The organism is Sorangium sp. So ce321 (assembly GCF_051530195.1).
In the GTDB taxonomy this organism is placed as follows: domain Bacteria; phylum Myxococcota_A; class Polyangia; order Polyangiales; family Polyangiaceae; genus Sorangium.
This window is the reverse complement of record NZ_CP150329.1, coordinates 4,782,414-4,800,890: the sequence shown is the minus strand read 5'-3', so window position 1 is coordinate 4,800,890 and position 18,477 is coordinate 4,782,414. Positions and strand designations below refer to the sequence as shown.

Sequence of the window (18,477 nt, the reverse complement as noted above, 5' to 3'; positions counted from 1 at the left end):
GCGGAACGTCGGTCGTCCTCGGCATTCAAGGTCCGGGTGCGTTGCCCCATGGCGGTCTCCGCTCCATGGGGCACGTGGCTCGGCGCTACGGATCGTGCTCGAGCGAACCGTGGCCGACGTGGGTCGTCTCCGCGATGGTCTTGAGGAGCTGCAGCAGCGACCGGTGATACGCGTCGGTCATCGAACCTTCCGCGATGCCGCGAAAGAACGCCCGGTTGACGCCGCTGATCGCCGCGCGTCCGGCGACCTTGAGAAGGTCGTCCTGAGTGCCCCGCTTGTAGCTCGGGAGGGACGTGTCAGCGCGCCGCGAGACCTCGACCTCCGCCATCGCCACGACACCCGGGTTGGCCAACGCCATGGCGCGGGTGAGCGCGGCTTCCTTTCGGTCGACATTCTCCCGTGCATCCCGCCACCACAGATCGACGAGCTCGACGAAGCCGATGCGCGGGTGCTCGCGACCTAGCTCGATGAGACGGCGTTCGAGCTGCGCGGGCCACTCGATGATGAAGTCGAGCTTCGAGGTGAAGTAGCCGGTCACCGTGCGAGGCGCCACTTCGGCGGCTTCGGCGATGTCGTTGATCGTCGTCTGCTCGTAGCCGCGCTCGGCAAACAGTTTCAGAGCGGCGTGGAGGATCTGCTTCCGCCGCTTCCTCTTCGACCGCTCTCGAAGTCCCGAACCCGAGGCGTCGTCGGTCGTCATCGCATTCGCTCTTATCCGTTCGATCGGCCCGTTGCACGCGGTCGATTCCGACAAATACTTGCTATTAGCAGCAAATTTGCTATAAATGGCAAAATTGATCGCCGTGAAAGGAACATCCCCATGAGCACCGCGTACGCCGACGCCGCCAACCTCCCCGTCAGCGCCCCCACCCCGATCGTCTCGTACAGCCCGCTCGTCCTCGACGTGCCGGGTCGCCCCGTTCCGTTGGAGCTCAAGGTCTCCATGCCCGCGACCGGAACGAACCTCCCCGTGATCCTGTTCGCCCACGGTCACGGGCAGTCGACCTTCATCTCATCGCTCCGGGGCTACGGGCCCCTCGTCGACTTCTGGGCCGCGCACGGCTTCGTGGTCATCCAGCCGACCCACCTCGATTCCACGGTGCTGGGCCTGCGAACGAAGAAGCTGCCGGACGCGCCGCTCTTCTGGCGCAGCCGCGCGGAGGACATGCACTTCATCCTCGACCACCTCGAAGAGATCGAGGCGGCAGTCCCGGGCCTCGCCGGACGGCTGGACCACAGCCGGATCGCGGCGGCCGGCCACTCGCTCGGCGGCCACACCGTCGGACTTCTTCTCGGCATGCAGATGCTCGTCCCGAACGATTCGCGCCCGAAGGACCTCGCGGACGCGCGCATCAAGGCGGGCGTCCTCATGGGCGCCCCCGGCGTCGCCGACGATCACTTCGCGGCGTGGGCAAGCGAGCACTATCCTGCGCTGAAGTACTCCGACTTCGACCAGATGAAGAGCACCGCCCTCGTCGTCGCCGGCGACAAGGATCTCAACCCCTACTTCTCCGCTCGCCTCAGCTACCGCTGGGACGCGTACACGCGCAGCCCCGCCGGCAACAAGACGCTCCTCACCATGCTCGGCGGCGCCGAGCACATGCTCGGCGGCATCTCCGGCTACGACTGCAAAGAGACGACCGACGAGAACCCCGCCCGCGTCGCCACGTTGCGCGCCCTCGTCTGGGCGTACCTCCGCTCGCAGCTGTACCCCGGCGATCGCTCCTGGGACGACGCCGTCGCCGCGCTGCAAGAGAACGACACGCCGATCGCGAAGATCGAGTCGCGGTAGCGAACTCGCGACGCGCCGTCGCGCTCCACCGGCCAGCGCAACGTGACGAGAGAACCGCCGGTGTTCCGAACGCCAGCGCGAGCCGCGCGAAGGTCGGCTCGTAGGCAGGGCGGAGGAGGAGAGATTCGAACTCCCGGTGGGTTGCCCCACGGCGGTTTTCAAAACCGCTGCCTTAGACCACTCGGCCACTCCTCCAGAACTTCCGCATCCTACAAGAACGACGACGGAAGTCGACGCGCTGGCGAACCGTGCGTTATCGCGAGAGGCGTCGCTTGCGACGTTACAAGACGGCTGCGCGGTGGCCTTGCGACGCGCCTCGCTGCGAGTCCGCGACCGTTTCTGGATCGCGCACGGCCGCCGCGAACGCCGGACTGGGTTGGCCCTGAGAAGTCACGTCGACCCAACTCGGTTGGCAACGAAGGCTTTGAGCGGATAGGACGCGCAAACGCCTTTCGAGGTCAAGCGCCTGCGATGCGACCCGATGCGACTCCTCTCGGCGCAGCGCCTCGCCGAGGCCGGCGCCGATCTCGGCGGGGTCGCCACGCTGCGCAGCCTGAAAGAGGGCCTGCGCGCGTGCCTCGGTCGCGCCGTCGCTCCGCGCCAGGGGAGGCCTTGTAGATGATCTCGTCAACCCGCGGGAATTCGGTGAAGTTCACCGGTGAAACCCGCAGCCGGTGCCGGTGAAGACCACGCCGGATGCCGGTGAAGTTCACCGGTGAAGACCAGGCCGGGTGCCGGTGAAGTTCACCGGTGAAGATGCCGCTCAGTGCTTCTTGGTGCGGCGCTGCTTGGTGCGGGTGGCGTTGAGCTCCTTGGCTTCCTTCAGCCGGTAGCTCTCGGCCTCGATCTCGATCACCTCGGCGCGGTGCACGAGCCGGTCGACGAGCGTGACGACGCACGCGGCGTGCGGGAAGACCTGGCCCCAGTCGGCGAAGGCCTTGTTCGTGCTGAGCAGCAGGGGCTTCTGCGCGTCGTAGCGACGGGTGACGACCTCGAAGAGCAGGTCGGCGTAGCGGCTATCGTAGGAGAGGTATCCTACTTCATCGATGCAGAGAAGAGCGGGGACCGTGTAGCGCCGGAGCCGGCGCGCGAGCGCGGCCGAGGACTCCTGCGCGGCGAGGTCGGCGAGCATGTCGCTCGCGGTCGAGAAGCGGACCGTGTGACCGCGGACGACGGCCTGGTGGGCGAGGTTCTTGAGGATCATGGTCTTGCCGACGCCGTTGGGGCCGACGAGCACCGCGTTGTGGCCGGTGGAGAGGAAGCCCAGGCCGAAGAGGTCGTCGACGGCCTCGCGGTCGATCTTCTTGGGCCAGGACCAGTCGAAGTCGGTCATGGGCTTGAAGGCGGCGACGCGGGAGTTCTTCAGGCGGCGTTCGAGGCTGCGCTTGTGGCGCTCGCGCTCCTCGATGGCGAGCACCTCGCGAAGCCAGGGCTTGTCGGCGAGCTGCTCCCAGCAGGCGAGCAGGCCAAAGAGGCCGAGGCTCTTGAGGCGGTCTTTGGTCTCGGTGGGCGTCAGGTCGGTCATGGCGTCGGGTCCTTCTTCAGCGCGTCGTAGGTGGCGAGGGAATGCGGCGTGACGACGAGGGCGGCGTGCTGGCCGCGGGTGACGGGGATTGAGACAGGAGGCGGCAGGTGGCGCTCGGAGCGGCGGCGGTCGATCACCTGGCGGACGGCACCGATGTGGATGGTGTCGCGCTCAAGCACCTCGACCAGGGCCTCTTCGAGCTCGGCGGCGCCGACGGCATCGAGCAGTCGCAGAAGCCGGGCGATCGCACTGCCGACGTTATCGCCGCGCTCGGCGACGATGCGCAGGAATGCCTGGCTGCTGCGGGCGGCGCGGGCGAGGCGATCGAGGCCGCGGTGCTCGCGAGCGCGGCGCTTCTCGTCGACCAAGCGCTGGATGTGCTCGGGCTGCTCGATCTGCTGGCCGCGATCCCACGAGCGGACGTGGGTCGCGACGATCTGGTTGCCGTCGGCGATGCGTACCTGATCGAGGTCGGCGAGGACGACCAGCGTGCGGCGCGTCCGGTCGTGGGGGACCGAGTAGTCGTTGAGATCGAAGCGCGCGTAGGGGGTCTTTCCGACCTCGACCTCGACGCGCTCGTGGTCCGGAAACGGCGTGTCGGGGTGTTGCAGCAGCACGCTGCGCTCGTCGTCGAAGGCCTGACGCACGGTGCGGGCGCGGTCCTCGACCCAGGAGCGATCGAGCGCCGCGGAGCTGGTCCACTCGGTCGCTTGGCGATTGAGGTCTCCGAGGTCGGCGTAGGACCGGGCCTCAAAGAAGGCCTCGCGGACGTAGCGGATGGCGCGCTCGACCCGGCCTTTCTCGTTGCCCCGGGCGACGGCGACGGGGCGCGGCTCGAAGCGGTAATGCGCCGACAGAGCCAGCAGCGTGGGGTGGAACCGGATCGCGTCGCCGTGGCGCTCGACGACGGCGCTCTTGAGGTTGTCGTAGAGCAGCACGCGCGGGACGCCGCCGAAGTCGGCGAACGCCTCGACGTGCCCGCGCACGAAGAAGGGCATGGCCGCGCCGGGGAAGAAGCGCAGGAAGATCCGCCGCGAGTAACTGAGCACCATGACGAAGGCCCAGAGCGGACGCAGTGCCCGGCCGACAGCCAGCTTGCCGAAGTGCGCCCAGTCGACCTGCGCTTGCTCGCCGGGAAGCGTGCGCAGCCGCTGGAACGCTTCCGCCGGCTTCTTGGGGCGGAGACGGCCGATCACCCGGCGCAGATGATCGGGACCGCCCGGATAGCCGCGCTCCTTCAGCATGACGAAGAGGCGACTGGAGCGCAGCGAGGGATACTTACCGAGCTGCTCGACGATGAAGGGCACGAATGGGTCGACCATGGACGGGCGCGGCGCGACGACCTTCGGATCAACGCCCGCTTGTCCGAGCACGCGCTGCACGGTGGTGTGGTGCAACCCGAGCTGGCCGGCGATGGTGCCGATGGGCCACTTCTCGCCGTGGTAGAGGCGCAGGATCTCCGCCTCCTTCTCTTTGATGATCACCGCCCCCTCCCGTTACGGCGCAGGCCCTCGTGGGACGCGGGGAGCGCGTCGATGAAGAGCTGGCCGCGCGCGTCGCTCGCGCAGGGCCCACGGCGAAAGCCGCGCTCCGCAGAGCGAGCAGCGGCTGACATCTCGGAACCGATCGTCATGGTCGTCCTTTCGGCCGGAGGAGAGCTCCGGCGCGAACTGGGACGTCGACGCGGCCGCGGCTTGCGTCACCCCGTGATGCGTCACTTTCTGCGCGGGGAACTTGTCCCGCTGCCGATCGCGGTAGCGGGCCTGGCGAGCGGCCTGGAGGCGGCGAGCGCGAGGCCGGGTGCGGTAGGCGGCGCCGGCGCGACGGAGCGACTCACGGCGCCGGAGCGGGCGGCAGTCGGGGCAGAGGCGCTGGCCGCGATCGCAGCGACCGCAGAGGCGAAGCTGGACGCGGCAGCCGGAGCAGAGGACGAGGCGATAGACGGACGAAGGCAACAGGCTCCATGCCGCCGTTTTCTGGACCTGGAGCCCGGCTCGTGATGAAGGTGGGGGACTCCGAAGGCGGAGCTCCAGAAGGCTCGAGGGTGGCAGCCCTCGGGCCTTCGATTTTTCGGCGGGGCGCGCTGTCTACGCCGCGAACGCGAGCGCGGCCCAGATCGGCGTGGGTGCCGGCGGTGAACGGTGAACGCCGGCGATCACGTGGCCGCGGTCTTCACCGATCGGACGCGGGACGCGAGGATCACCGACAGGCCTGCGCCCGTGTGATAGAACCGGGAGCATGGGCCGCCCTGCTCCCGCCCCCGTCCGCGCGCTCCTCGCTGCATTGACCGGCGCCCTCGCTGTCCAGGCCGCAGCCGGCGGCTGCGCGCCCCCGCCTCCTCCCGCGTCCGCGCCCGCGCCCGCGCCCGCGTCCGCGCCCGTAGCCGCCTCCGCGCCCCCGCCCGCGCCCGTGCCCGCGCCCGCGCCCACGCTGGTCCGGCCGAGCGGCGGATGAAGCTCGTCGCCATGGTGACCGAGCCAAGGAACATCGCCCGCTTCCTCTCCGCGCTCGGCGAGCCGACCGATGTTCCGCAAGCGCTGCGCGAAGCGCCGTCTCCCCCCAGCGGCGCCGTCCAGTTCATGATGGCGAGCATGACAAGGACGAAGGCGACAGAAACGATGTGGGCCGAGCGCGTTCGCGCGTGGCGCGAGAGCGGTGAAACGGCGGAGGAGTTCGCACGAAGTCGAGGATTTGCGACATCGACGCTGCACGGCTGGTCGAGCCGGCTGTCGCGGGCCGAGCCCCCGCGCTTTCTGCGCCTGGTGCCGAAGGCGCCCGCCGTGACGAGCAGCGCTCCGGAACTCGTCGTCGAGGTCGGCGGCGCGCGGGTGCGCGTCGCCGCGGGGTTCGACCCCGCGCTGCTGGCGGAGGTGGTCCGCGCCCTCGGCGGAGCGGCGCGATGATTCCGGCGGGCGTGCAGGTGTTCGTCGCGCTGGAGCCGGTGGACATGCGCTACGGCTTCGAGCGGCTTTCGGGTCTCATCCGTGAGCGCGTGGGGTACGAGGCGCGCTGCGGAGCGCTGTTCGCGTTTGTCGGCAAGCGGCGGACCACGATCAAGATTCTCTTCTTCGATGGCAGCGGAATCTGCCTGTTTTCAAAACGCCTTGATCGCGGGGCATTCGCGCTTCCCGACCCGCCGACCGAGGGCGCGACGCACGTCGAGGTAGACGACGCGACGCTCGAGACGCTGCTCGACGGCATCGAGATCACGCCGACGTCCCAGCCTCGAAGGCGCGCGCCGCGCCGGGTTCACTGAGCCGCATAAATTCGCTCGACAAGGACGCTCGGCTTACGTAGAGCGGCGTCGTGCACGACGCCGCCTACAAGCCGACGCTCTCGGCCGAGCAGCAGCGCATCGCGCAGCTCGAAGCGGAGCTCGCCGCGGCAAAGAGCGAGCTCGTAGGAGCGCGCGATGCCCTCGCGCAGCTTCGGCGCGCCTACACCCGTGCGCTCGAGCAGCTGCAGCTGCTGCGACGTCGACTGTTCGTGGCCAAGGCGGAGCGCGCCGAGGTGAGCGCGGAGCAGCTGGCGTTCGACTCGATGTTCCTCGAAGTCCAGCGCCTCCAGAAGGCGCTCGACGCCGCTGAGCGCAAGAGCGGCGAAGAGCGGCAGCACGACGACCCCAAGGGGCCGAAACGAAGGTCCGGCGGCAAGGGCCGTCGCGACCTGTCTGAGTCGGACCTGCCCGTCGTCCGCATCGAGCTCTCCTGTCCTGAGCTCGACGCGACGGCCACGCGCATCGGGGTCGAAGAGACCTCGCGGCTCGGCTACGAGCGCGGCGGAATGCGCCGCATCGTGCTCGCGCGCGTCGTGTACAAGGCCGAGAGGCCCGTCACGGAGGCGAGCAGCTCGGGCGAGGGGGAAGCTGCCCCGCTCCAGGTCGTCGCGAAAGAAGTCCCGACGCCGACGCCCGCTGCGAGCGTCAGCCCGAAGGACACGGCAGCGGTCGGCGAGTCGAGCGCTTGCTCCACAGCGCTCGACAGGCCGCCGCCGGCGCCGGGAGAGACCTGCACGGTCTTCATCACGACCCCGCTTCCGAAGGAGCTGTTCCGGCGGTCGTTTCTCGCGCCGTCCATCATTGCGCACATCCTCACCAGCAAGTACCTGCTCGGTATCCCGTTCTATCGACTGGAGCAGCAGCTGGAGCTTCAGGGGGCGTCGCTCGATCGCGGCACGATGTGCCGTTACGCCGAAGACGCGGGCGCGACCCTGGGCGCCATCGTCGAGGCCGCGCGCAAAGAGGCCTTCGAGACCGCCTTCTGCCTCTCCACGGACGCCACTGGAGTCTCCATCCAGCCTGGGCCCATCCAGGAGCGCAAGGACAAGAAGCCCGGACCGTGCCGCAAAGGGCACTTCTTCGTCGTCCTCGCGGACAAGGATCACGTCTTCTTCGAGTACCAGCCCAAGCATACCAGCGCTGCGGTCTGCGAGATGTTCCGCGGCTTCTCGCGGTACATTCAAGCGGACGCCCACGCCATCTACGACGCCCTCTTCCGCGGCACACCGCCGCGGGGCGGTGCCGCTGACGGCGAGCGCCGCCCGCCCCCGACCGAAGTCGGATGTTGGTCGCATTGCCGTACCAACTTCTGGGAGGCGGCGGTCTGCAAGCACGAGCTCGGTGTCGACGGGCTGCGTCGCATCAACGCCCTCTTTGCCGCCGATCGCGCGCTCGCGGATCTTGCACCCGTGCAGCGCAAGGTGCGTCGCGATGCCGTCGTCCGCCCTCTGGTGGATGCGTTCTTTGCCTGGGCCAGGGCCGAGCACGCTCGTCCCCGCGAGCGCGGCCTGGTCTCCACCGCGCTCGGCTACGCGCTCAACCAAGAGCAGCCGCTGCGGCGCTTCCTCGACGACGGTCGGCTGCGCCTGGAGAACAACGCCAGCGAGCGAGCGCTGCGATCCATTGCGGTTGCGCGAAAGTCCTGGCTCTTCTTCGGCAGCGACGACCACGCCTCTGCCGCGGCCAACCTCTTCTCGCTCGTGGCCAGCTGTAAGCTGCACGGTCTCGACCCCGAGGCCTACCTGGCCGACGTCCTCCGCGTGATGCCCTACTGGCCGCGGGAGCGCTACCTCGAGCTCGCCCCCAGGTACTGGGCGCGCACCCGCGCCAGGCTCGCCGACGACGAGATGAAGCCCGCCCTCGGGCCGATCACCGTGCCTCCTCCTCTTCCCGCGGAAGAGCAGCGCGCCACGAGCTGACCGAGCCGGTTCCATCGCCCCCATCTTGCACCGGTTGGCCGAGGTTGGGGCCGACGGCGCTTCATGCAGCGCTTACTGGTGCTCGGCCTGCCCGGCGTCGGCCCGCGCCTGCTCGGCACGGCCGCTCTCCCCGCCCTCGGTCGCCTCTCGCCCGCGGCGCTGGCCGAGCGCACCCAGATCGCGCTGTTCGACGCGACCCGGCTCGCCGCCGCCTTCGAGCTCGGCCGCCGCTACCACGCCGCCCGCGCGCGCCGGGGCGCGCTGCTGACCGACGCCGCCCGCGTGGCGCGGTACTTCGGCCCGAGGCTGGCGTCCCTGGTCCACGAGGAGCTCTGGATCGCGGCGCTCGACAGCCACGGACGCGTCCGCGAGACGCGCTTGCTCGCCCGCGGTGGCGCCGACGTGCTGTACATCGACCGCGCGACCGTGCTGCGCACGGCGCTGGACATGGCGGCCCACAGCTTCGTGCTGGCCCACAACCACCCGAGCGGCGACCCAACGCCGACCCGCGAGGACGAAGACATGACCCTGGAGCTGCGCCATCTCGGCTCGGAGCTGCACGTGCCGCTCACGGCCCACGTCATCGTCACCCCCAGCGGCCGCTACGCCGCCGTCCACGAGTAAGCCATCGCGGGGCGCTGCGCCCCTCCGATGGGCGCTGCGCCCCTGCGCATCGGGCCGAAAGCCTCCAGCGCACCGCCCCCGCCCGCATCTCCGTCGCCTCCGGCAGCCGCACAACGCGCTGGAGCACGCGGAGCCACCGGCTGTTGGTTCCCCAACCTCGGTCGGGTCACGGCGCCTCCTGCCGTTCGAGCGGCCGGACCGGATGATGCGTCGACGCGACGCTGACGAGGGGTCGTACAAGCCGGCCACCTTCGACTTCCTCGGCTTCACCATCCACTGGGGCAAGAGCCTCGCGGGCAAGTGGGCAGTGAAGACGCGAACGGCATCGGATCGCTTCCAACGGGCATTGAAGGGTATCTCGCAGTGGTGCAAGGCCCATCGCCATGAACCACTCGAGAGGCAGCAGCACGTCTTGAACCTGAAGCTCCGAGGCCACTACGGCTACTATGGCCGCCCTGGCAATCGGGTGAGGCTCTGGACTCTTCTGCATTGGGCCACGCGGGTGTGGTGGCGGTGGCTGCATCGCCGCTCCCAGCGTGGTCTCTCCTGGGCGGCAATGAATCGGCTCCTGAAGCGCTACCCGCTGCTGAAGCCGACCGCCGTCCGAATCGTGTAGCGAAGCCGTGTTTCGAAGAGCCGGATGCGGGAAATCTGCACGTCCGGATCCGTGGGGGCCCCGGGAAGGTGACGACCCGGGACGTCGACGAGAGCCTGCTGAGCGCGTTCCCGCGCAGCGTCATTCCAGAGGAGCGGCGGCGGCGAGTCTACTGGAACGGCGTGCTCGCGCGCGCGGAGGTGAGCTCCAGCTACAAGCCGGCGCGCAAGCTATGGCGTCGCGAGCGACAAGGCCACTGCATGCCCAGCACGGTCGGCGTGCGAGTCGCCGGCGAAGCGGGCAAGCCGGACACCTACGTGCCGCTCGATCGCCTGCTAGGTTGCGACATCCTCGAAGAACAGGGCGCGCCAGACGCAGCCAGCCGGGCTCATGTCACGAGCCCGTCCTGAAACGTGATGCTGCCGAGCACGAACGTCTGCTCGGTGTACCGCCTGTCACTCGTTCCAGTTCTTCCACTCGTTCCAATTCTTGGACTGAGTCTGCCACACGCCCGTGTTGTTGTAGTCGCCACCGTCTTTGAGGAACGCGTCCTTGCGGGAGTTCTCCCCGCCGAGGTGCCAACGCATCCAAGCAACGTTCGCTCCGGCGCCGTCCCAAGGCCCCGAGCCGTGACCACCGCCCTTCATCTTGCCGAGCCAGACTGGCCCCTTGTTGCCGGCGTTGTTGAAGTCACCCTCGGCGTTGGGCGCCTCTTGACCCGTTTCACCGTAGATGATGCCGACAGGGATCTTGAGATTGACGAGGGCGTTGTGCTCGAAGGAGCCGCTGTTGTTGAGCAACGCGGTGGAGACGCGCTTATCGGTTTGAGCAGCCGCTTCCGACGACAGCCCGCCCATCGAGTGCCCGAACACACCAACGCGGTCGAGGATCAAGCGGCCGTACATGGGGCTGTTCTGATCGGCGTCCTGAGCCTCCAGCCAATCGATCGCCGCCGACATGAGCACGGCGTCGCCCGTCGACTCTCGAATACCGACGAGGACGAAGCCGTGCGAGGCCATGCGCGTCAGCAGCTGTAGGTAGTCGCGAGGAGGGGTACCTCCGCCCGGACCCCAAATGGCCACCGGGTGCTTCTTGTTGGGCTCGGTGGTGAGCGTCGTCGGCCTGACGAGAATGTGGCCACCGCCGCTGAACGAGAGGTCCTGAACCGTCGTCTCGAGCGGTCCGTTAGCGTTCACATTGTCACCCGCCAGCACCACTTCGGGCCGATTGACCTGGCCGCCGCTACCGCCCGCGCCCGAGTCGCTGCCTCCGGAGCTCGTGCCGGTGCCTGCGGACCCCGCAGTGGTACCACCCGAGCTGTTGCCAGCGGCCTCGCCCGTGCCGCCCGCTCCGGCGGGGTCAGCGCCGCCGCCAGAGCTGGTATCGGTTCCGCCCAAGCCCGCGGCACCCGAGCTCGAACCGCTCGCCCCTGGGCTGTAGCCGTCGCCGGGAGCGGACTCGCTCGAGCAAGCAAGAACTAGAATGAGAACAGAAGGAGCTAGTTGCCTCATGGGATACCTCGGAGCTCCGAGCGCGCTTTCTTGACGACGGCCCTCAGGCCAACCTGCTACCGGAGCGGAAAAATCCGAACGACTCGCTGCTGTGCGGCGGCTGCGATGTGAGCGCACACATGACCCGATTCCGCTACGAAGTCCACCTATTCCGCTGCCGCGCGATTGTTCAAACCGCGCTAAACTCGAGGACTTCGGCCGGACGGCTCTAGCGCCCGACGGCGGGAGTATCGTCACCTCGTGAGCCTGACCGAGCCGACCGACTTTCCCATGCCGGAGGTTGACGCCAATGGGGTCGACCAGTAGTGTACAGCTATACGGTAGGATGCCTTCCGCTTGGTGCCAGTAGTGTACAGCTATACGGTAGGATGCCTTCCGCTTGGTGCTATTGCCGCCCAGTTTCGTTGATGCTCCAGCCCCTTGCATCGAGCATGCTGCGTGAGGGTGAGGAGCTCTACGCAGCGAGGATGGCCATCATGGAGGGCGCTCGCTCCGCGTACGCAATGAGGGAGGACGACGTCCACGGATCCACGTGGCCTGCATTCCGGTTAGCTGTCCCGAATTCTCATCGGAAAAGCTTCTGGCACGTGGCAGCCTCCCTTCCGGCCACCGCTCGAAAATTCCCACCCATCGTTGCCCCCACGCCCGCCTCACGACGGGGTAGGTCCCCAAAAGGAGCGGAGCAGCGGCACGGTGCCGGCCACAAAATAGGCGACGAGGAGACCTGATCTTGGCGGACAGCCTCCTCGTCGTGCTCCGATTCTCTTGCCCAGGAATCGAAGCGGTCACAGTGTTATCCAGAGCGCCATCGACATCAAGCGCTGGCAGCAGCAACCTCCCTCGGTCGTCGAAGCCCGGCCTGCTCGCTGTTCCGCCTGCGGCGCCGCGAGCTGTCCGCTCGGTGGCGCCATCCGGCTCCAAGGCCACGGCAGGCGCGAGCGGCAGGTCTGGGACGGGCGATGACCGACGTCACTTCGGGGGGTTGGTCCGGGCCCGCTGGAACGTTCTCGAAAAGAGGCTGCGGGTTCTTTCCGCATGCGGGATCTTGGAATGCTGAGATCGTTGCGCGTAACCGCCCGGCCATCGCCATGGGCATGGCCCCTTGCTGCTCTCGCCGCGGTTGACGATGCTGGGCGCGGGGCGGCATCGGCCCACGGCACCGGGCGGGCACGGGCGGTCCTGAGATGGCGCTCGGCGACGCGGTCTCCGCCCGCGTCGCAGGCCGCTGCGATCCGGCTTCTTTTACCTACGCGCTCCGCTCCTCGCGGCGTGCCTCGCAGGCCAAGGGATCGCGCAGGTGATCGAGCTCTACGTGCGCGAGCACCTGGCCGACGGACGGCTGGTTCAAGTGCTCCCGGAGTGGGCCGAGGAGACGTATCCCGTCTACGCGTACCATCACTCCGCGCAGCTCATGTCGGTCAAGGTCCGCGCGTTCCTGGAGTTCGTCGTCGCGCTGACACGCGCGTAGCGTTCAGTGCGTCGTCGCGCCGCCGAGCGTGGGGACCGCCTCGTCGCTCTCCACCGCGAGCGCGGCCGAGGTCGTCGGCGTGGAGCACGTGTTCCCATCCGCGTGCGCCGCGAGGAAATCCTCGAGCACGCCCTCGCGGTGCGGGACGAAGAAATCGGTGAGCGCCGTCGAGAGCTCCCCGTCCTCCTTGACATGGACGAACCGGCGCTGCGTATCCTCCACGGGCCACGTCACGTTGTTGCCGAGCGAGTCGCCGGCGCTCAGCTGGTGGCACCCGGCGCACGACTGGGTGGTGGCGCGGTTGGCCACGTCCGCGGGCGTGAAGACGCTGTCCCGCCCGAGGCGCACGAGCTCGGCCTGGATCCGGTCGCGCAGATCGAGGTTCGGCAGCCAACTGTCCTCCGGCAGCAGCTGCCTCAGGTAGTCGTTGCTGTCGTCGACGGTGCTCTGGCCCGCGTTGTAGAGGGCCTCCCTCGAGTTCTTGAGCTGGATGTCGTTGATGTCGCCGCTGAGGGTCGTGAGCTTGTCGACCGACTCGAGGAAGTCGTCCATGAACCACGTGTAGCGGAAGTCGCTCTGGTCGAACTTCGTGCTGAACAGCTCGCCGAAGGGGTTCTCCTTCACCGTGACCGGCTTGAAGGTGAGCCGATCCCCGCCGTTCGGCCCGTCGGAGGTCTTCGCGATCTTGAACTCACGGAGCTGCCAGAGCTGGCCGGGCTGGGCCTGCCCGGGGGCGCCGGGGTTGCCCATGAACTGGTTGGTGCGGATCTGGCCCGTGCCGCGGCGGCCTCCGGGGCCGTGGACCGCGTCGGCGAAGTTGTCCGGGTGGAGCACCGGACCGAAGCCGGCGTCGAGCAGGCCGACGGTGAAGAACGTCTCGAGCTCGTTGGCGCGCTCGGCCGCGTCCAGGGTCGAGAGGCGCGCCCAGAACTCGGCCACCGGTAGGCATGCGGCGAGGCCGCATTCGGGGTGGGGGTTCGGGAGCTGGGCCTCGAAGATGAACAGGTTGCGGTCGGCGATGCCGGCCGTCTTCTTGGCGTAGACGATCCGGTACTCGCCGCAGTGCGAACCGTCCAGCGGCGCCAGATCGAAGCGGTTTACGACCGCGATCGGCTCCACGAAGTCCGGCGAATCCTGGTCGAACGGATCGCTCGTGGCGAGGCGGCCCTCCCTCCGGGCGCACGAGATCGGGTAGCCGTTGAGCGCGGCAAAACCTTCGCTGTTGGTCTGGTCGTCGCAATGGATGGCGTCGGGGAACTGAGCTCCAGCGGAGAGGTTGAAGAAGTCCCACCAGCGCCGGTAGAGATCGAGGGCTGTCTGTTCATCGAAGGTCCCCGCCCTCATGATGAGCTGATTGAGGACGAACTGGAGCGGGAACCGGGTCATGGCTTGCGGGTCGGTGACCTTCGTGAGGATCAGCGATCGCAGCGGCTCGATATCCAGCGGGGCCGACAGCGCCTGCCGGCGCTCCGCGGCGCGCTCCTCGGCGTCGATGCCGGCGACCTCGCCGGGCGCGCCCGCGTCGCCGCACGCGGCCAGAGAGGCGGACGCCGCGGCGCACATGACCGCCGCGGCAAACGGGAACCTGGAGGCATAATGAAGGTGCATGAACACTCCTGTGGAGTAGGGCGGACCGGGGTCGATAGCGGGATTCATACCAACGTCGCTCGCGCCGAGCGCGGTCGCCGCCGGACGGCCGCTCCGCACCTAGGCGACGCCGAGGTCCCCCGGCACGAACTCGGGGCCCCCGTCGTCTACCTGGGCACGCTCGGGTTGTCGCGGATGTCGGCCACCTCCGCTAGTTCCGCGTGTCAGAAATCCCGCCAGAAACACCGGTCGATGACGAGCGGTCGCTGGAAACAGTAGCGATTCTCATGGCTTCCGCCTGTTTCGCCGCCGAGGGCGGCTCTGGCTTCTGCCCGATGGGCGTATTCCGACGAGGCCACCGGCACCCGCACCGCCACTTCCGGTCGTGCCGCTCGATCCGGTCCCGTTTCCGGGTCCGGTCGCGCCGCCGTTACCGCTGCTCGTTGCACTGCTTGCCGTCGCGCCACCCGTTCAGGGGCTCGTCTCGCTGCCCTGAGAACACGCCACGAGGCTTGCGGCCAAGGGGCACACCGACGTCGTCTGACGGATTGAAACGCGCATTGCGATCTCCTTGTGGGGGGACTGCGGGCGAGGAGGGGAGGCCGATGTCGGCCGATCCAGCGAGAAGCCCCTCCTTTGCCCTCAGGTAGGCCGAGCACGCTGACGGCTTGCGGGCAGCACGTCTCACGCGATCGGGGACTTGATTCAGGGCATCGGGTTTTCCTCCCAGGCGGGCAGTGTGCCGATCTCCGCGAGCACCCCCGCCGAGACAGGGAACCCCCACGCCCTGAAGAAGGGGCCGAGATCTTTGTTGACCGCCAGCGAGAAGCGCAGCACCCAGCGGTCGATCTTGCCCTGATCGTCCGTCGGATCCGTGTTGGGCGCGTCCGCGTAATACTGCTTGAAGACCTGCGTGAAGGGCTCCCAGCCAAAGCCCTCTTGAAGCTGGAGGTACGTCTCGAGCGCCGTCCACAATTCCCAGTCATCCGCGAAATTGGCCCCTCCCGCCAGGTAGTCCTGGATCCGCTTGGCGCGCATCGCGGGAGCGAGATCGGCAACGCGATCGGGCATCGCGTTGCCACGAGGGATGCCGAGCACCTTCTCGAAGGCGTAGACGCTCCACAGGTTGACGCTCGCCTCGATCGAACCCGGGAGCACCCAGGGGGCCCACTGGTGGTTGTGGCCGAGCTCGTGCAGAGGGCCCCAGAAGCCCGCCATGAGCCGCGATAACGACACCAGGTCGTTCTGCACGTCCAGGCCAGCCATGATCGGGTATCCCGAGTGCATGGATCCAGTGCTGATCTGGCGATCGACGAGGATGCGCTCCGCGCGCGGGCGGGCCCGGGGGATCCCCGCGAGATCGGCGTCGGCGTCGAGGATCCCACCCCAGGCACCGAGCACCGCAGCGGGATTGGTGAGCGCGGCGATCGCCGCCGAAGGGACCGTGATCGAGAACTTGTCGCTCGCGATTTCCGCCCATGGGCCAGGCAGGCTCCGCTCCACGCTCTGCCACGCGGTAAGGGTCGTCTTGCCTAGCTGGAAGAGCGGTGCGCCCACCCCACCCTCGATCGTTACCGTGACCGGCCCGAGCTTGCTTCCGACGGGGACCTGCACGTACACGAGCCCTCCGAACGCGCTCGCGGTGTCGATCTCGGGCGCGTCGAGCGGAAAAGAGCGCGAGATCGCGGGGAAGCGAGACCAGGTGTTGCTTTTCCACAGCGTGTCGGTGTGCGCGCCCAGGAGCACCGCGAGCCCTTTTCCAGCGGCGGCGGCGTCGATCTTCACGTGGATCTTCTTGCCGGCGGGGGCATAGACTCCCGTGCTCCGCCACACCGGCTCTGTCGGGCCCGCGAACCCGAATCGGCTATCGCGACCCGCGTAGTTGCCGTCGATGGTGATCGTCTTCGAGATCGCCATCGCACCCGCGGGCACAGCGCCAGGGAAATCCGCGGCGACGAGGTGCGCCTTCACCTCGTCGGGCGGGGACTCGTTGGCGTACTTGTGATCGATGTGGACGACGGTGCGCTTGATGGGGTGATCCTTTACGAAGAGGGGGTTTGCCTTGGTGGGGACGACCGGGGCCGTCTTCTCTTTCAGGACGTTCGCCGCAGTAAAATAGTCGGTGGACGAGAGCGGGAAAAAATCGATCGCGGAAGCGACGGTGTCGGCGGCGATGTCCTGATCGGCGAAGGGGAGCTGAGCCCGGCCGGAGACGTGCTCGACGAGGCGCGACAGCGCTTTACGGGCGTGGAACACATCCGAGAGCGCCACCGGCGAAATCGGCCGATCGCTGCGGTCGGGGAGGCTGTCGGAGGTGGCCGTGGTGACGCCGATCCCCGCCGTGCGCAGGTATTTGTTGCCAGGGTAGTTCTCGGCGGCTTGCGTGTGCGAATTGCCCCACCACCAGGCGAGGCCGGCGCTCACGAGGCCTCCGCCGGACTGCATGAAGGCGCTGATCTTCTGAACGTCAGCGTCGGGATAGTCTGTGTGCGAGTTCATGCAGTAGACGTCGATTCCCGAGAGGTTGGAGGGCGTCCTCGTCGTCACCGTGAAGCCGTGCCGTGTGAGGAACTCCGCGAGCACGTAGAGCCCGGGCTGGACACCGACGGTGGGTTTCTTGGCAGGGGACATCCACGCAAGCGTGTTGAGGAGCAGCGTCGCCGCGCCTAGATCGGTGTCGAGCAGGTCCCCCAGAAACGCGTCGTGGCCGTAGTGCACCACCTTGCCCGCGCCCACGCGCGCGGCGGCGATGTAGGCGTTGTGAGCAGCGTCGACCGCGACGGGGAAAGCGGTGTCTCCATAGACCACCAGCGCGGACGGGAGCGCACCCCCCACGTCGATTGACGTGATCCCTTGCGTGAGCGCGGCGTGGTCCTTCGCGGGGAGGAACTCGCACGCAGGTGGCGCGGCCGTTGCGCTCCGACACGCGAACAGGGCGGGATCGCCGCAACCCCCGTTGTCGGTGAGGCACTCGTTGATATCGCCGAACAGGTTCGCGGTCACGCTCGCGCTCGCGGCGTCCGAGCTATCTGATCCTGTCGCATCGTGGGCGGGCGAGCACGCGAGCGGCGCCGACGCGAGGAGGGCGGCGGTGGCGAGGAAGGAGGCGAAGCGAGGGCGAGCAGGTCGTGAAGGCGTGCCCATCGGTACCCAGCGAGGAGAACGCGGCGCGCGGGTGATTGCGTCGTTCTTGATGCTCTTCGATTGCATGATGCTTCTCGTTGTTTTTCTCGGCGATTTCGCCGATTCGTCTACAGCGCTCCCCCCCGCGGTGTGGCCAGATCCCTCCCCTCGGGAGGAGGACCGGGGCCCACATCGCTCTGCCCACTTGAAGGTCACTGCGACGTGGACGGAGTCTCAAAAATAGTTTGGCGAGGGCATGGCTACCCCGACGGCCGCAAACGTCCTTCGCGCGCGCGGGGCTAGCTTTTGTCTCCCGAGACAAGGCGGCACCCACGTGCGCTACGCGAAGCGCAGCCCTCCCGCCGTACGTCTGCGAAAGGAGCTCTATTCGCGGAGGAGCGAGGCGACGCTCACGTCGAGCCGGCCCTGGATCAGCCTGGCCAGGCTCGCGTACTGCGACTCGGTGAGACCGAGCTTGGCGACGAGCTCTGCGCGCGTGAACTCGCGCAGCGCCTCGCGCGCGCCCGCAAGCCAACGCGCCGCCGTGGCTCGCCCGACCTGGTAATGCGCGCCAAGGACGTCGATGCTCAGGCCGTCGAGGAGGTGAAGGCGAAGCAGCGCCCGTTGCTTCGGCGCGAGGCGCCCCATGGCGATGCGCACCGCCTCTTCGAACTCGGCCTTGTAGCGCGCCTCGAGGTAGGTGGCCTCCACGTCGACGGAGGCGGCGATCTCCCGCTCCTCGTCGAGCGGGGTGCCCGCCGCGTCCGCCTTGCGCCGCCGCAGGTTGATCGCGGTGCGAACCGCGATCACGCGCAGGAAAGTCCGGAGCGGCGCCCGCCCCGCGTACCCGGCAATCTTCGGTGTGGCCGAGGGCGGCGCGCTAAAGAGGCCCTCGAGGAGGACGCGGCGTGCGGGTGATCGCGTCTTTCTTGATCCTTTCCGGGTGCATTTTTCTCGTCACGCTCTATCGGCGACGTGCGACGTGCGACGTGCGACGTCGCTGAACGGTCCACAGCGTTTCGCGGTGGTGCCAGGCCCTTCCTTCGCCAGGAGGGC

The 18,477-nt window shown here is 68.2% G+C and carries 15 protein-coding genes, 1 tRNA gene and 1 pseudogene; 9 read left to right on the top strand and 8 right to left on the bottom strand.

The genetic code is table 11. The annotated features are described in order from the left end of the window. Nucleotides 1–85: 85 nt before the first annotated feature. Nucleotides 86–700, bottom strand: a complete 615-nt coding sequence (locus WME89_RS18265) for a helix-turn-helix domain-containing protein (RefSeq protein WP_438010392.1) — start codon at nt 698–700, stop codon at nt 86–88. Nucleotides 701–820: 120 nt separating this feature from the next. Here WME89_RS18265 and WME89_RS18260 point away from each other — a divergent pair, with 120 nt between their 5' ends. Then, entirely contained in the window at nt 821–1,792 is a 972-nt protein-coding gene (locus WME89_RS18260; RefSeq protein WP_436616909.1) for an alpha/beta hydrolase family protein, read from the top strand. A 110-nt stretch (nt 1,793–1,902) separates the two neighbouring features. Here the strand turns inward: WME89_RS18260 and WME89_RS18255 are convergent. The 3 genes from WME89_RS18255 to istA form a co-directional block, all read right to left on the bottom strand. Further along, a tRNA-Ser gene (locus WME89_RS18255) sits at nt 1,903–1,987 on the bottom strand. Nucleotides 1,988–2,555: 568 nt separating this feature from the next. Next, entirely contained in the window at nt 2,556–3,317 is a 762-nt protein-coding gene (locus tag WME89_RS18250; RefSeq protein ID WP_438003039.1) for an ATP-binding protein, read from the bottom strand. After that, on the bottom strand, nt 3,314–4,801 hold the full coding sequence (gene istA, locus WME89_RS18245; protein ID WP_438003040.1) for an IS21 family transposase: 1,488 nt from the start codon (nt 4,799–4,801) through the stop codon (nt 3,314–3,316). Before istA ends, WME89_RS18250 begins: the two co-directional genes overlap by 4 nt. Before the next feature lie 51 nt (nt 4,802–4,852). Here istA and WME89_RS18240 point away from each other — a divergent pair, with 51 nt between their 5' ends. From WME89_RS18240 to WME89_RS18210, 7 genes are all read left to right on the top strand, one after another. Continuing rightward, nucleotides 4,853–5,317 (top strand): hypothetical protein, encoded by a 465-nt coding sequence (locus tag WME89_RS18240; RefSeq protein WP_438003041.1) that lies wholly within the window; start codon nt 4,853–4,855, stop codon nt 5,315–5,317. A 450-nt stretch (nt 5,318–5,767) separates the two neighbouring features. Continuing rightward, nucleotides 5,768–6,220, top strand: coding sequence for an IS66 family insertion sequence element accessory protein TnpA (tnpA, locus tag WME89_RS18235; protein WP_438010391.1), 453 nt, complete (start codon nt 5,768–5,770; stop codon nt 6,218–6,220). Continuing rightward, nucleotides 6,217–6,573, top strand: a complete 357-nt coding sequence (tnpB, locus tag WME89_RS18230; RefSeq protein WP_438010390.1) for an IS66 family insertion sequence element accessory protein TnpB — start codon at nt 6,217–6,219, stop codon at nt 6,571–6,573. Before tnpA ends, tnpB begins: the two co-directional genes overlap by 4 nt. Nucleotides 6,574–6,623: 50 nt before the next feature. Continuing rightward, nucleotides 6,624–8,513, top strand: coding sequence for an IS66 family transposase (gene tnpC, locus WME89_RS18225; protein ID WP_438010389.1), 1,890 nt, complete (start codon nt 6,624–6,626; stop codon nt 8,511–8,513). A 63-nt stretch (nt 8,514–8,576) separates the two neighbouring features. Then, a complete protein-coding gene (locus tag WME89_RS18220) occupies nt 8,577–9,137 on the top strand; it encodes a JAB domain-containing protein (RefSeq protein WP_438010388.1) in 561 nt (186 codons plus the stop codon). 202 nt (nt 9,138–9,339) lie between these two features. Continuing rightward, nucleotides 9,340–9,753 (top strand): hypothetical protein, encoded by a 414-nt coding sequence (locus WME89_RS18215; RefSeq protein ID WP_438010387.1) that lies wholly within the window; start codon nt 9,340–9,342, stop codon nt 9,751–9,753. Nucleotides 9,754–9,821: 68 nt separating this feature from the next. After that, nucleotides 9,822–10,142, top strand: coding sequence for a hypothetical protein (locus tag WME89_RS18210; protein ID WP_438010386.1), 321 nt, complete (start codon nt 9,822–9,824; stop codon nt 10,140–10,142). Between the two features lie 45 nt (nt 10,143–10,187). On the opposite strand, the gene WME89_RS18205 is transcribed toward WME89_RS18210, so the two are convergent. Continuing rightward, complete coding sequence (locus tag WME89_RS18205; RefSeq protein ID WP_148314137.1) at nt 10,188–11,129, bottom strand: poly(ethylene terephthalate) hydrolase family protein; 942 nt, start codon at nt 11,127–11,129, stop codon at nt 10,188–10,190. Between the two features lie 1,372 nt (nt 11,130–12,501). Between WME89_RS18205 and WME89_RS18200 the strand changes: the two are divergent. Beyond that, nucleotides 12,502–12,711 (top strand): annotated as a pseudogene (locus WME89_RS18200) (LysR substrate-binding domain-containing protein); the annotation flags it as partial. A gap of 3 nt (nt 12,712–12,714) precedes the next feature. Here the strand turns inward: WME89_RS18200 and WME89_RS18195 are convergent. The 3 genes from WME89_RS18195 to WME89_RS18185 all read right to left on the bottom strand — a co-directional run bounded on the left by WME89_RS18195 (nt 12,715) and on the right by WME89_RS18185 (nt 18,231). Then, nucleotides 12,715–14,319, bottom strand: coding sequence for a hypothetical protein (locus WME89_RS18195; protein ID WP_438010385.1), 1,605 nt, complete (start codon nt 14,317–14,319; stop codon nt 12,715–12,717). 684 nt (nt 14,320–15,003) lie between these two features. Beyond that, a complete protein-coding gene (locus WME89_RS18190; protein WP_438010384.1) occupies nt 15,004–17,508 on the bottom strand; it encodes a M60 family metallopeptidase in 2,505 nt (834 codons plus the stop codon). 297 nt (nt 17,509–17,805) lie between these two features. Further along, entirely contained in the window at nt 17,806–18,231 is a 426-nt protein-coding gene (locus tag WME89_RS18185) for a hypothetical protein (protein WP_438010383.1), read from the bottom strand. Nucleotides 18,232–18,477: the final 246 nt, after the last annotated feature.

Bases quoted from the DNA above. Each gene is read 5' to 3' on its own strand.
- tnpA (WP_438010391.1), top strand. From the start codon at position 5,768: ATGAAGCTCGTCGCCATGGTGACCGAGCCAAGGAACATCGCCCGCTTC.
- tnpB (WP_438010390.1), top strand. From the start codon at position 6,217: ATGATTCCGGCGGGCGTGCAGGTGTTCGTCGCGCTGGAGCCGGTGGAC.
- WME89_RS18190 (WP_438010384.1), bottom strand. From the start codon at position 17,508: ATGCAATCGAAGAGCATCAAGAACGACGCAATCACCCGCGCGCCGCGT.
- WME89_RS18195 (WP_438010385.1), bottom strand. From the start codon at position 14,319: ATGCACCTTCATTATGCCTCCAGGTTCCCGTTTGCCGCGGCGGTCATG.
- WME89_RS18250 (WP_438003039.1), bottom strand. From the start codon at position 3,317: ATGACCGACCTGACGCCCACCGAGACCAAAGACCGCCTCAAGAGCCTC.
- WME89_RS18240 (WP_438003041.1), top strand. From the start codon at position 4,853: ATGAAGAGCTGGCCGCGCGCGTCGCTCGCGCAGGGCCCACGGCGAAAG.
- WME89_RS18215 (WP_438010387.1), top strand. From the start codon at position 9,340: ATGATGCGTCGACGCGACGCTGACGAGGGGTCGTACAAGCCGGCCACC.
- WME89_RS18265 (WP_438010392.1), bottom strand. From the start codon at position 700: ATGACGACCGACGACGCCTCGGGTTCGGGACTTCGAGAGCGGTCGAAG.
- WME89_RS18220 (WP_438010388.1), top strand. From the start codon at position 8,577: ATGCAGCGCTTACTGGTGCTCGGCCTGCCCGGCGTCGGCCCGCGCCTG.
- WME89_RS18260 (WP_436616909.1), top strand. From the start codon at position 821: ATGAGCACCGCGTACGCCGACGCCGCCAACCTCCCCGTCAGCGCCCCC.